The sequence below is a fragment of the Nereida ignava genome (assembly GCF_001049735.1).
Classification (GTDB): domain Bacteria; phylum Pseudomonadota; class Alphaproteobacteria; order Rhodobacterales; family Rhodobacteraceae; genus Nereida; species Nereida ignava.
Window position 1 is genome coordinate 299,352 of sequence record NZ_CVPC01000003.1, and the last position, 12,984, is coordinate 312,335.

General features: G+C 54.4%; 13 protein-coding genes and 1 other RNA gene. 3 read left to right on the forward strand and 11 right to left on the reverse strand.

The features are described from left to right. Positions 1–2 precede the first annotated feature (2 nt). The 4 genes from NIG5292_RS03690 to lptF are packed head-to-tail and all read right to left on the reverse strand — an operon-like array spanning position 3 to position 5,602. Positions 3–1,286 (reverse strand): peptidylprolyl isomerase, encoded by a 1,284-nt coding sequence (locus NIG5292_RS03690; RefSeq protein WP_233488155.1) that lies wholly within the window; start codon positions 1,284–1,286, stop codon positions 3–5. Then, positions 1,252–3,387: an LPS-assembly protein LptD gene (locus tag NIG5292_RS03695; protein WP_158441644.1), complete on the reverse strand. Its 2,136-nt coding sequence runs from the start codon at positions 3,385–3,387 to the stop codon at positions 1,252–1,254. The genes NIG5292_RS03690 and NIG5292_RS03695 overlap by 35 nt, the downstream gene beginning before the upstream one ends. Continuing rightward, positions 3,384–4,478: an LPS export ABC transporter permease LptG gene (lptG, locus tag NIG5292_RS03700; RefSeq protein WP_048598110.1), complete on the reverse strand. Its 1,095-nt coding sequence runs from the start codon at positions 4,476–4,478 to the stop codon at positions 3,384–3,386. The genes NIG5292_RS03695 and lptG overlap by 4 nt, the downstream gene beginning before the upstream one ends. Beyond that, positions 4,475–5,602, reverse strand: coding sequence for an LPS export ABC transporter permease LptF (gene lptF, locus NIG5292_RS03705; RefSeq protein ID WP_048598112.1), 1,128 nt, complete (start codon positions 5,600–5,602; stop codon positions 4,475–4,477). The genes lptG and lptF overlap by 4 nt, the downstream gene beginning before the upstream one ends. A gap of 168 nt (positions 5,603–5,770) precedes the next feature. Between lptF and NIG5292_RS03710 the strand changes: the two genes are divergently transcribed. Both NIG5292_RS03710 and NIG5292_RS03715 read left to right on the forward strand, forming a co-directional pair. After that, entirely contained in the window at positions 5,771–7,237 is a 1,467-nt protein-coding gene (locus NIG5292_RS03710; RefSeq protein WP_048598114.1) for a leucyl aminopeptidase, read from the forward strand. Position 7,238: 1 nt separating this feature from the next. Further along, positions 7,239–7,712, forward strand: a complete 474-nt coding sequence (locus NIG5292_RS03715) for a DNA polymerase III subunit chi (RefSeq protein ID WP_048598116.1) — start codon at positions 7,239–7,241, stop codon at positions 7,710–7,712. On the opposite strand, the gene NIG5292_RS03720 is transcribed toward NIG5292_RS03715, so the two are convergent. From NIG5292_RS03720 to NIG5292_RS03735, 4 genes are all read right to left on the reverse strand, one after another. Continuing rightward, entirely contained in the window at positions 7,709–7,963 is a 255-nt protein-coding gene (locus tag NIG5292_RS03720) for a ribbon-helix-helix domain-containing protein (protein ID WP_048598117.1), read from the reverse strand. The genes NIG5292_RS03715 and NIG5292_RS03720 overlap by 4 nt on opposite strands. Next, the gene (locus tag NIG5292_RS03725; RefSeq protein WP_048598120.1) at positions 7,956–8,129 is read right to left on the reverse strand and encodes a DUF4169 family protein; all 174 of its coding nucleotides are present in this window, start codon (positions 8,127–8,129) and stop codon (positions 7,956–7,958) included. Before NIG5292_RS03725 ends, NIG5292_RS03720 begins: the two co-directional genes overlap by 8 nt. Continuing rightward, positions 8,126–9,517: a class II fumarate hydratase gene (fumC, locus tag NIG5292_RS03730; protein ID WP_048598122.1), complete on the reverse strand. Its 1,392-nt coding sequence runs from the start codon at positions 9,515–9,517 to the stop codon at positions 8,126–8,128. The genes NIG5292_RS03725 and fumC overlap by 4 nt, the downstream gene beginning before the upstream one ends. A gap of 91 nt (positions 9,518–9,608) precedes the next feature. Then, positions 9,609–10,121, reverse strand: coding sequence for an SspB family protein (locus NIG5292_RS03735; RefSeq protein WP_048598124.1), 513 nt, complete (start codon positions 10,119–10,121; stop codon positions 9,609–9,611). Between the two features lie 255 nt (positions 10,122–10,376). Here NIG5292_RS03735 and NIG5292_RS03740 point away from each other — a divergent pair, with 255 nt between their 5' ends. Next, positions 10,377–10,964 (forward strand): hypothetical protein, encoded by a 588-nt coding sequence (locus tag NIG5292_RS03740; protein ID WP_048598126.1) that lies wholly within the window; start codon positions 10,377–10,379, stop codon positions 10,962–10,964. Positions 10,965–11,007: 43 nt separating this feature from the next. Here NIG5292_RS03740 and ssrA read toward each other — a convergent pair. From ssrA to NIG5292_RS03750, 3 genes are all read right to left on the reverse strand, one after another. Continuing rightward, positions 11,008–11,382: a transfer-messenger RNA gene (gene ssrA, locus NIG5292_RS14550) on the reverse strand. 35 nt (positions 11,383–11,417) lie between these two features. Then, entirely contained in the window at positions 11,418–11,774 is a 357-nt protein-coding gene (locus tag NIG5292_RS03745) for a DUF4345 family protein (protein WP_048598128.1), read from the reverse strand. A 103-nt stretch (positions 11,775–11,877) separates the two neighbouring features. Beyond that, on the reverse strand, positions 11,878–12,918 hold the full coding sequence (locus NIG5292_RS03750; protein ID WP_048598130.1) for an extracellular solute-binding protein: 1,041 nt from the start codon (positions 12,916–12,918) through the stop codon (positions 11,878–11,880). Between the last annotated feature and the right edge of the window lie 66 nt (positions 12,919–12,984).

Sequence of the window (12,984 nt, forward strand, 5' to 3'; positions counted from 1 at the left end):
GCCTATTGGTCGGTGATGATCGCATCTGCGCGTAGTTCGGCCAAGAAGCCCTCGGCCAAGCGCTCAACACGTTCGTTCAAAAGCGAGGTGCGGATGGCACCACGGTCTATGTCCTCGCCCAGTTGGGGCGTGCGACCGCATAGCATCAAAAACACCAAGGTGTCGCCACCGGCGCGCGTTAGCGCAGTTGAAACTTCGTTGTCGTCCAGTTTGGCTAGCTCAAGCGCGATGTCGTTGGGGATATCTGATGGTGCCAGCGCACCGCGGTCCAAGACGCGCGCAGGTTGGCCTTGGGCAATGCCGTAGAGATCATCGCATGTATCGACGCTGGCACGGATTTCTGCCGCGCGTTTGAGCCCCGCTTCAGAGCGCCCGCCAGCGATGTAATAGGCCGCATAGTCGATTGCTTCGGGGGCAGGGCTTGGGGCGCTTGTTTCTTCAATGCCGCGCAGTTGAAACAGCACAACTGCTTCACCGGATGAGATGGGCTGTGTGACCGCACCGTGCTGCAGGGACAAAAAGCGCTGTGCGATGGCAGGCGGAAAGTCCGAGAGGGCGCGCCAATTAAGACGGCCACTGTTTTCGCGGCTGTTGGACAGTGAATACTGTCGTGCCAGCGCTGCGAATTGTGCGATTGATTGAACTTGTGCGATCTCTTCCGCCCGCGCGCGTGTCTCGTCTGCAACTTCTGGTAAATTCGCCAACACGATCTCGGACAGCAGGACCCGTACGCCACCCACTTGATTTGCGGATGACAGGGCGATGCGGCGCTCGATCTCGGTGTCGCTGACTGCGGCGCGGGGCGCAAAGCGTGCCCGAACAAACTCGCGCCAACCGATGCCGACTTCGACGAAACTGCGAAATGATTGCTGGTCTACGCCGTCTTGGGCAATTGCGGTGATGAATTGTTCAAGTGTGAGCCCACCGCGACCTGCAAATTCTGCCATCCCTTCCAGAACCTGCTCGTGGTTTGGGGTTATCCCTGCTGTTGCGAGCGCGTCTTGCTTTAGCCGGTCATCAATGAGTTGCTCGCGTGCCAAGTCTGCTGGGTTGCCCGGCGCATTGAGTACCTGCAAAAAGCGCGCCCGTTGATCCAACTCGTAGCCGGTGATGACGCGGTCATTCACTTTGATCGCCGGCGCAAATTGATTTTGCGCCAGTGCCGCCGAGGAACAGATAACAAAAGCAAAAGCCACCTGTGAGGCGCTCTTGGCGAAACGGGAAAACGATTTGATCATTGTGCTGCTGGCCTCAATTACACCTGTGCGATTTTTCCATTGTGCCACGAGAGCGGCCCGTGCTGAACCCTTTAAGTGACACGGTCAGGTCGAAATCGGTCGTAGGATCTAAATTTGTCGATGAGGTGAAGCGCCGTGAGACTGCGGCACCGACAACGATGCATTCATTTTCGTAACTTACGCCAAAACCGGCGCGCGCTGCGGTGCTTTCGTTGAAGTCATAGCGCAGGTCACCCTGGGCTGACCAATAGCGGTCAAAGCGGTAGCTGCCGTCTAATGTCAGTTCTGCAAAATCGGTGTTGGGAAGGTCTGTGTCCGCTTGGGACCAGTAATAACTGCTGGCCAAACGCCAATCCGCGGTTTGATTCGACAGGCGCAGATCATTGCGTTGAAATGTCAGATCGTCTTGCACGACAGCGCGGTTGGTCAGTGTCAGCGCATCGTTGAATTTGACTTGTGCTGCTAGCAGCCAGTCTGAGCTACGGTTTACCAGCCCTGTTGTTGCAGCAAAATCATCATCTGTATCCGCGCGGAAACTTTTGCCCGCACTAAGTGCGTAATGCCAGCCATCCTTTCCTGTACGGGAGTAGTTCAAGCCAACCGTTGTGCGTAAACCCGTCTCAACGGCATCTTGCCCGCTGAAACGGCTAAAGGACAGCAGATTACCTTCGTCGAATTCTGAACGTGTGCTGTCTTCGTTGCGCGGCGTGTCACCCAAAGTGTCTGCCCATGAAATTTGTAGTACTGGCTCAAGGATATGCGTCGCTTGGTCCGTGTTTTTCGCAAGTGGATACCGCAGGGTGATCGAACTTGCAGGTGTTGCACGGCTTAGGGTGTCAGCCTCGCCAAGATCGTCTCCAGAGGTGTAGATATCCGCGCCAATGCGTGCATCAAAATCAATCGAAAGGCCGTCCATGACCCAACCTTTTTGATAGAGGGCAGCAGCGCTGAGACGTGTGACGTCGCGGCCAGCGGGGGCAAAACTAAACGGCGTTGCGCCTGATTGAACCGTAGCATCGGTGCCCGAAAATCTTTGATGTGCGTGAATATCGCCGCTGAGATCAAGCGTGCCACCGCGAACATTTAGGCGCTTTGTATAGCGCAGATCGCCAACAAGGGGCGGAAGAGTTGACGTTTGCTCGCCTGAGCGAAGTGATTTGAAGTACGTCAATGTTGCATCAAAAGCATCATCAGCGCGTACCCTCTCAAGGCTGATGGCGCTGTCGAGGCGGTCTTTTGCGTTATAGCCGTAGTCGATCAAATACGTGTCGTCGGATGTTTGTTCGATATCAAAACTGAGCGTGTAATCCCGACCTAAGTCGAATGATCCGTCCGCAAAAAGATAGCTGCGTTGCCCTGAAACAAGATCATCGTCGGTCAGCGCACCACGCACGTTCAGATCACCACTGGCAAAGGCTTGTCGGTAGCGAAATTCGATTGTTGCGGTGGATGACGAAAAATAGGGCGTCAGCGTGAGGTCTTTGTCGTCTCCGATCGGTATAAAATACGGCAGCTTCAGGCCGGTTCCAAGCTGGCTGTTCGTGCGCAGGCTTGGCACCAAAAAGCCAGCGGCCCGATCAAGGGTTGGATCAGGCAGGCGAAGTTTGGGAAGATAGAACACAGGGATATCCAGCACGCGCAACTGAACGCTGTCGAAGTAGAGTTGTCGCGCGTCTTGGTCGTGCACAATTCCTTTGGCCCGTAATTGCCAAAGGGGCAGGTCATCTGCTCCGCAAACATGGCAACTGGTGACTGCGACTTTGTAGAGCTGAGTGTAACGGCCGCTTACGCGGTTCACTTCGGTCGCTGCAAGTTGTAGCTGTTCGGCCAGAACCACCCGCGCGCTTTCCAGTACACCGTCACGCAAATCCTGACTGATTTCGGCTTCGTCTGCCACAACGATTGTGTCGCCGTCGACCAAGGTCAGCGGTCCTTCAATGCTCAGCTTGTCAGTGGCTTGATTGTAAACAACCCGCGATGCCTTTAGGCGCGTTGAGCCATAAAGAACTTCAACGGCCCCCGATGCGACCAGCCGATTTGCGCCGTCAAAACTGATGGTGTCGGCAACTAATGTTGCGTTTTGTGCCGCGGCAGGGCCCAGAGTAGAGAGCAAAATGCCTGCGGATAGGCTCAAAACACGCAACATCATCCGTCCTCCAAATGAAGCAGCATCGCAATTGCCAAACAGATCGCAGCAATTGGGGGTGCCCATGCGGCAAGGATAATCGGGATTTGACCGTTTTCACCAAGCACCTGCGCCAAGTTGCGCAAAAAGAACGCACCAAAACCCATCATGATTGCATAAAGCACCATCTGACCGGTCTTGCCAAAACGCACATGGCGCATGGTGAACACGGCCCCAATAAGGACCATTGCGATCAAAAATAGCGGAAGCGCCAACTCCATATGATACCAGATCCTGTAGGATAGCGCCGAAAAGCCAGCGGTTTCGAGATCTGCGATGAAGCGCGGCAGTGCCCAGATTGGGACAGCGCTTGGGGTGCCGAAACTATCTTGAATTCGGTCGCGCGTGAGGTCCGTTGGAATGGTTAACATTTTTGCAGTGATCGCGGTGCGTTCGGGGTTAGGGTCGTTTAGGCGCCACGTCTTTGCATCCCGCAACTGCCAAGCCCCGTCTGTCAAAACCGCTTCAACCGCATTGACCCGCGTAAGGGGTAGGCCGTCCTCGGAATAAGCCAAGAACATCGCATTGACCAACCGCGTGCCGTTGGCGCTTGATTGCTGTGCGTGGATCACGGTTTGTCCGCGCAAATCGCCCTGACGTAGCCAGAGCCCTTCGTCTGAAACAGATAAAACTGAGGCCGCGCCGTCTGTGTAGCGCGCAGCGTTCTCCTCGTATTGTTTGGAAGTTGCAGCAACCAGTGGGTTCAGGACGCTCACGGAGAGCGCACCAAGCCCCGCGGCTACGACGATCGGTGCAAGAAGGGACAGCAACGCACTTCGCCCCGCCGCCCGTGTGATCACCAGCTCAGATGTGCGCGCAAGGCCCAGAAACAGCGTCAGTGTGGCGATGATCGTGATGAGCGGCAAAATGGTGTAAAGACCCGACGGCACGTTTAAAGCGGCCAGCCCAAGGATGCCTGCAAAAGACACATCCGCATCGCTGAAACGGCGAACCTGTTCGAGCACATCAATCAACAGCAGGACTGCAAAGAAAATCGCGCCAACCACCAAAAAGCTGCGCAGGAATTTCATTGCAAAGTATAGGTGCAGCGTCATGTGGTGATCTCCCGCGTGCCGCGGCGCAGCAGGCTTGGGCGAGCCGATAGCCACAAAAGGGCGATTGCAATCACGGTGCCCCCGAACGCTGGAACATACATAATTGGCCAGAGGTTTGCCTCTTCCAGTACTTTTGCGGTGACAATGTTCTCGCCGAGTTTGGTCAAGATCAATGCGATGGTCGCCCATACGACGCGGGGCCAGATGCCAAACCTGCTGAAGCTGCCCACCATCAAGAACGCAAATCCCATCAGTGCAGAAACGGGGGCCAAAAGTGGGCGCGCAAACCGTAGATGGGCTTCCGTGATCAAAGTGGCGCGCGATGCGCCTGTTTCGTCTTGCATTTCAGGTGTCGCCGCGAGCAGCTCTGCTGTGCTTAATTCATCCACTTTGCGTTTACCTGTTGGAGCCGATGAAATCAGCCCGCCGATATCGTATGCGAAATCAGCAAAAGTGGTGATCGATATCTGATTGGTTGAGGCGCGACGCGTTTGCGCTTGGCCATCGAACATCACCAATTTTGCGCCGCTTTCCCCCCGCACCAGAAGCGCTGATTTGGCGGTGTAAGTCACGCTGCGTTCCGAGTTTCGCGCATCTGATAGGAACAAACCAACCAGTTCGCCACGCTCTGTGATGTCACTAATGAATAGCGTGACATCTTTTGCTGGGTGTTGGAATTGTCCCGCACTAAGTAGTTTGGCGGTGATGTTTTGCGACACTTCCGCAGTGCGATCCAAGAGGCGTTCAGTGCTCATAGGCATCAAAACATGCGATAGCAGTGACATCAAAACCGCCACGACCATCCCAAACACCAAGACTGGTCGCACAAGCCTGAAGCCGGAGTAGCCAGTGGCTTGAACCACCACCAACTCGCTCTCTTGGCTCATTCGGTTTGTCACATATACCGCCGCAGCAAAGCACGCGATGGGCAGAACGGCGGCGATTGCTACGGGTAAAGTAAGTGCTGAAAATTCAAGGAACACCAACGCGGTTTGCCCGTCACCGATGAGTTGGTCGAATAAGCGCACGGCGCGGTTGACCCAAAGCACAAGCACCAAAACAAGGCTGAAAAACCCGAAAAGCACCATAAGTTGGGACAGCATGTAGCGGTCAAACCGGGGCATTGGCGCGCACGAGGCTCCTGATCTTGATGTGGGTGTCGGCAGACTGTTGCTGCACACTAGCCCATGCACACGGCAGACGAAACTCGTTTCTGGTCAATCCTATGTCTGCACGCTAGCTATAGACAAAGGTCGGCGTGAATGCCGCATGAGTTTAAAGGGACCCCAGCCATGACTGATTTGATTACCGTCACCGCATCTGAAACCAATCTAGACGCGATAGCCGCACACACCGGCCGCGTCGTCATTTTTGTGGATGCAGGAGGCAAGCTTGATCAGGCGGGGCGCCGTGTGAACCGGCTAAGCAAAGGGGCTGTTGAGCGGTTTGTGGGCTCGGATGCGTTTTCTGACATGAAAGCGGCGGACACTACGGATTTGGCATGGCCCGCAGGTATGGCCGCAAGTGCGGTGCAAATCATCAAGCTGGACCGACGTGCGGATGCAGCTACGGCGCGCAAAGCGGGTGTGCAAATTGGCAAAGCAATTGGTGCAGGTGATGTTTTGGTCATGGCGGGAAGTACCAAGCACGCAGATCAGATCACGCTTGGTGCGCTGCTGCGCGCATATCAGTTTCAGGACCACAAAACTGCGGAACCCAAAACTTTTGGTGCATTAAACGTTATGCTTAATAAGCCAGAGACACTTGATGGTCAGTTGGGTGAGTTGCGTGCGATTGCCGAGGGTGTGTTTTTCACCCGCGATCTGGTGACGGAGCCTGCGAATATTCTGACAACGACAGAATTTGCCGACCGTCTCGCCGCGCTGACGGCCCTTGGCCTTGAAGTTGAAGTGCTTGAAGAAGACGCTCTTGAAGAGTTGGGCATGCGCACCCTGTTGAGCGTCGGCCAAGGCAGTGCATCGCCGTCCAAAGTGGTTGTGATGAAGTGGAACGGCGGCGGTGATGAAGCGCCCTTTGCCCTTGTTGGTAAGGGGGTTGTGTTCGACACGGGCGGCATCAGCTTAAAACCTGCAGGCGGCATGGAAGACATGACGATGGACATGGGCGGCGCGGGCGTCGTGGCAGGTGTGATGAAGACGCTGGCCATGCGTGAGGCCAAAGCCAATGTGGTGGGGCTGGTCGGGCTGGTGGAAAACATGCCAAGCTCAACAGCTACGCGCCCGGGTGATGTTGTGCGCTCGATGAAAGGCGACACAGTTGAGATCATCAATACTGATGCAGAGGGACGCCTCGTTTTGGCGGATGTGCTTTGGTATGCTCAAGAGCGTTTCAAGCCAACGGGCGTGATCAACTTGGCGACCCTAACGGGTGCCATCATTGTGGGCCTTGGCCATGACAACGCAGGTGTGTTTTCAAACGATGACACGCTTTGTGCAGACTTCTTGGCTGCCGCAGGGCTTGAGGGTGAAGGGGCATGGCGCATGCCGATGGGCCCCGAGTATGACGCCCAGATTAAAAGTGCTGTTGCGGATATGAAAAACGTAGGCACACGTGCGGCAGGTAGCATCACTGCGGCGCAATTTTTGCAACGTTTTATCCACGACGGGATGCCTTGGATTCATCTCGATATTGCTGGTGTGGCAAGTGTGAAGGCGGATACGGCTCACGCGCCCAAAGGGGCAACGGGGTGGGGCGTGATGGCTCTGAACCGTTTGATTGCAGATACTTACGAAGCATAACGTGGGCGAAGTTTACTTTTACCATCTAACCCGCGCGCCGCTTGAGGTTACGTTGCCAACACTGCTCGAAAAAGCGGTGGGGGCGGGAATGAAATGCGTGGTGCGCGGGACTGAAGCCACTGATCTGGAGGCGCTGGACCTGGCAATTTGGACCGCGCGCGACGACAGCTTTTTGCCCCACGGCGTTGCCGGCGGGGATCATGATGCAGCGCAACCAATTTTGCTGACCAAGGGCGCACAGGCATCTTATTCGAACAACGCCAACTGTCTGATGTCAGTTCACGGCGCTGAGGTGACCGCCGATGAGGCTACTGCGCTTACGCGGGCGTGCATCCTGTTTGATGGCAATGATGGTGCAGCCCTTCAGCACGCGCGGGAGCAATGGCGCAGCTTAACCGGTGCGGGCGTGACAGCACAGTATTGGTCTGAGGAAAGCGGTAGATGGGAAAAGAAAGCCGAGCACAAGCCTGACTAGACGTCTGTAATATCTTTGGCGCCGTGCGTGGCTATTTTGGATTGGTAATATTGCAGCACATACAGACGAATTGCTGAGGCGAGCCCAATATCGACACCGCGTGTCGCATCAATTTCAGCCGCTAACACATTGATTGGTTTGTTGTTTTCTGCAGCTATTTGGCGAAAGCTGTTCCAAAAAGCATCTTCAAGCGACACCGAAGTGCGGTGCCCACGCAAGGTGAGCGAGCGTTTCGTAGGCCGCTCAGCCATCAGTTTTATGACCGTCCAAATGCTTAGAGAGCTGTGCTTTGCGTGCGGCAGCGATGGTTTTCTGGCTTTTGCTTTGGCCAAACTTTACAGCGTTTTCATCAGCGCGCGCCTTTTTGTCGGCGCGCGCCTTGGCCTTGCGGGCCTTGTTTAGGTTGATGACACTCACTTAGGGCCGATCATCAATTCAGGGCGGACAACACGGTCGAAAGTTTCGGCGTCTACAAAGCCCAACGCGATCGCTTCCTCTTTCAGGGTCGTGCCGTTTTTATGCGCTGTTTTTGCGACGGTTGTTGCGTTGTCATAGCCAATTTCGGGGGCGAGCGCCGTTACCAGCATCAGCGATTCATTCATAATGCGCGTGATGTTGTCGGTGTTGGCTTGGATGCCCGACACGCAATTATCGCTGAAGGCAACAGAGGCGTCGCCCAGCAATTGCATGGATTGCGACACGTTATAGGCTATCATCGGTTTGTAGACGTTCAACTCAAAGTGACCTTGGCTGCCTGCAAAACCCACGGCTGCGTCATTGCCGAACACATGGGCACACACTTGGGTAAGAGCCTCGCATTGTGTTGGGTTTACTTTGCCGGGCATGATGGATGAGCCGGGTTCGTTTTCGGGCAACATCAACTCGCCCAAACCACAGCGCGGACCAGAACCCAAGAGGCGTATGTCGTTTGCGATTTTGAACAGGCTGGCCGCAACGGTTTTTAACGCGCCGGACATCTCGACCATCGCGTCATGTGCGGCGAGGGCTTCGAATTTATTTGGTGCTGTTACGAAAGGAAGGTTCGTGATGGCCGCCATGTTAGCTGCGACTTGCTCGCCCCAGCCTTGCACGGTGTTCAAGCCAGTGCCTACAGCTGTGCCACCTTGGGCCAGCTCATTTATGCGGGGCAGGGCAGATTTGATGCGCTCAAGCCCCATCGCAACTTGATGCGTATAGCCAGAGAATTCTTGCGCCAACGTCAGCGGCGTCGCGTCCATAGTGTGGGTGCGGCCAATTTTAATGATGCCGTCAAATTCTTTTACTTTTGCTGCCAAGGCCGCGTGCAATTTCTCAAGGCCGGGGATCAATACGTCGCGCGCTGTCATCGCGGTGGCAATGTGCATCGCGGTCGGGAATGTGTCGTTTGACGACTGGCCCATGTTGCAGTGATCATTCGGGTGCACGGGATCTTTTGACCCGATGATGCCGCCCAAAATCTCAATTGCGCGGTTTGCGATCACCTCATTGGCGTTCATATTGGACTGCGTGCCAGAGCCGGTTTGCCAGACGACCAGCGGAAAGTTGTCATCGAATTTGCCCGCAACCACTTCGGATGCGGCTTGGATGATGGCATCGCCCAATTCTTTGGGCAGCTTGCCGTTGTCCATATTGGCTTGTGCGCAGGCTTGTTTGATCACGCCCAATGCACGCACGATCGCGATTGGTTGCTTTTCCCAGCCGATAGGGAAGTTCATGATGCTGCGCTGTGTTTGTGCGCCCCAATACTTCTCGGAGGGAACTTCTAATGGGCCAAAGCTGTCGGTCTCGGTGCGGGTGGTGCTCATGATGAAATCCTGTTCGTATACTGTTGTATGCCGTTTAGCGCGCTAAGATGCGCCGCGCAATAACTAGCAGCCGTTACTGGCTGTCGTTGGCTTAGGTCTTGCGGAAACTATCAAGGCTCACAACGTCGGCCTTGGTTTTGGGGGCGTCACTGTCCGTGGCACGGTCGGCGCTGCTTGCTTGGGTGACAGGCAGCAAGTCGACGTCATCTGGTAGGTCCAAATCGGTGTCTTCTAAATCATCCTCGTCATCGTCTTGGCTTTCAAAGCGCAGGCCAAATTCAACGGACGGGTCCACAAAAGTTTTGATCGAGTCGTATGGAATATAAAGCGGCTCGGGGCTGTCGCCAAAGTTCAAAGTGACCGCAAAGCCTTCGTCGGTGACGTTTAGGTTGTCGAACCAATGCTGCATGACGACGGTCATTTCTCCCGGATACCTGTCTGATAGCCAGTCGGCAATTTCCACGTCCGGGTGCATAGTGTCGAACGTGATGAAAAAGTGGTGCTCACCGGGCAGGCCGTTCGCTGCCACATCGTTCAGAACGTTCTGGATCAAGCTGCGCATCGCGCGGTGCATCAGGTTTCCGTAGTCAATTGAGCGATCCATAGATGCGGTTCCTTTGAGGCCATCTGTCAACTGGCTTTTACCCTACGTCCCCTTGCGGTGAAGTAAAAGGGGCGGGGTCACAATTGATGCAAGATTTGCTGCGGCGCTTTGGCAAGGCCGCGAAACAGGCCCTAAACCATGACTTGATCAAAAGTATCATTTAATTGTATCTTTTGATCAACGCTGCGCAAGATGTTGTGCAGCACCATATAAGGCCACTGCCAAATTGGCCTATTGTCTTTGGGGGACGCAGTAATGGAAAAGCAAGGTTTTGCTTCGGGGTTAAAAGGTTTCGGATTGGTTGGTGTCGGGGTAGCATTTGGCTTGGGCAGCGCTTTTTTGATGACAGATCAGCGGGTTGATGGATCAGCGCCGCTAAGTGTGCAATCAGATTTAGAAGTAACTCGACAGCAAGCGGACCCGCTGACACTGAGCACAATCTCAACTTTGCAGTCGGTGGTTGCCAACAGCCAAACAGAGCTGAGCCGCACAGATGACTTGTCACCTGAGCAGCTTGAAGTGGTGGCTTTTTTCGAACGCTCCGCACGGCAATTGAATGAAAGCGTAAAATCCGAGCGTGGCCAACTTTTGCACTTTGATAACATGACAATCGATAAGCTGAATGTGCGGTATTATTACACGTATAACTCCCGCTACGATCAGATTGACCGTGAAGCCGCGTTGGCCGAACAAGCCCGTCTGGTTTATGACAACATTTGCAGTGACACTGCTATTCGTACTCTGATGGATGAGTATGGGCTGAATTATACGTACCGCTATATTTCAAGTGATTTTCGCCATGTGGGTGAGGTGAACGGCAGCATTGAAAGCTGTGCATCCTAGCATTCAAAGTGCCGTATATGGATAGGATGTAGAAAGGTAGGGAAGTGCAGGTTTCTGTTGCCAGGTACCTGCGAACCCCGCCTAAAGCTGCTAGGCCTTAGGACTTAGAGTTCAGTATTACGCGCTGCTTACGCTGCGAGTGCTACTGGAGCTTTGTTGTCATTTGCAACTAGCTTAAATGTACCGATAACGGTGGTAACTCACCGAAACAAAGCAAACCCCTTTAGACGTTCGTCGATCCTATTTCGACCCCACAATCCCGAATGACCTCCCCAAATGAAGGATGCCGCCGGTGGTAATATGGTGGAGTCGCCGGGTACCGCCCCCGGGTCCGATCCGCTTATTACGAGCGCGTTTATGTCCATAGTCCCCAAAGAGACAAGTCATACATAATCGGCTGGCTGTGGTTTGCAACAGGTAGCTGGTGTGATCGCAGGATTTATCCGCGCGTCTTCAGGTCAGGCTATGCGCCCAAAGCAAAAAGCCGGCGGGTATCGCCTCAAAAGCGAAGAACGTCAGGGCTTTGCGAAAAGGGGGGGCGTCAAGAATAAGGGATAGCGCACGGCCCGTTGCAGCACCTGCGTATACAACCCCAAGCATAAAGTAGGCGGACGCGCTGCCAGTGAACAGGCACGCAAACCCAACGGCCACAAACAAGGCGCCAACGCTGGCGCGCATTTCTGACAGGCCCATTGTTGTGTGGGTGGTTTCCAGATCAAGTGCGGAGGCGGTGTAACGGGGGGCCAAAAAGCCAAACGCCCCAAGGCCGATGGTCAACAGGGCCAATCCGATCGAAATATACTCTACCATGACATCCTCTGCGTTTTTGCTCTGTGGTATGACATAGAGGTGATCTGGCAGATGGCGAGGGGCGCGTACGCCCGTCGCTGTTCTAACGGCTCAAACGCTGCGCTTAAAAACCAGCTTTGATTTTCTCAAAGGACGCGACCATCTGCTCGCGGATTGCGTTTTCAAGAGGCAGTTGACGCAGGATCGGAGCGTCAATTTTGCCCATGCCAACTTCATCAAGGATCGTTGTGTCAAAGTCTGCCATAGCCTGTGCGTTGCCGTGGCCATAGCCCCATTCGTTGACCATGTAGTCAGTCACCTCTGGCTGAAGCCATGCGTTCATAAAGTCATGCGCTTTTTGCTCAGAGCCGGGGCCGTTTTGCAGGTTCACGTAGCCACAGAACCACAGTGATGATCCCTCTTTGGCTTCGCGTTGGTAACCGATGGGCGCGCCGTCAGCTGCCATAGTCACTGGAGTTTCGTTCCACGCCCATGAAATCAGAACTTCGCCAGTTGCCATCAGCTGCGCCAATTCTGCACCGTCTGCCCAATAGGCGCGGACATTGGCGTGGGCCTTGCGCATCCACTCAGAAGCGGCATCGACTTGCGCAGGGGTTGCGGTTGTCCAGTCAGTTACACCAGTTGCCAAAAATGCCAGTGAATAGGCATCGTCTACGTTGTCAGGCAAAGATGTGCGGCCTGCATATTTTGGATCAAGGAACACCTGAAGGCTTTCGATATCTCCGGCGGGAACTTCTTCAGTGTTATAGGCGATTGCGGTCGCACCTAGGTCAGCGGGGATAAAGTAAACGCCTGTATCATCTGCAAAGATCGGGTTTTCTTTGTAGGCCGCATCTACATTTGCGTAGGCTGGAATTTGTGAAATATCCCATGGCTCAATTAGGCCGGCATCACGCCACTTCTCAACAGATTGCGAACACGGGTGACCGACGTCTGCGCGAAAGCCAGAGCGCAACTTTTGAAACGCTTCTTCTTCTTCGCCAAAGAACGCAAACGTTGGGATATCGCCATGTTTGGCAGTGTAATCGGGGTAGAACCCTTCTTCTTCGTAGCCGGACCAATCAAACACGATCAATTCAGGATCAGCGGCAAAAGCAGTGGTGGCAAACAGCGCAGCGGCTGAAGTCAAAAGTAGGCGTTTCATTGGAATCCTCCGACGGGAAAAATCAAAAATAGTGGGTCGCGACAATGAGTAGTTTAGTGCGCTGGC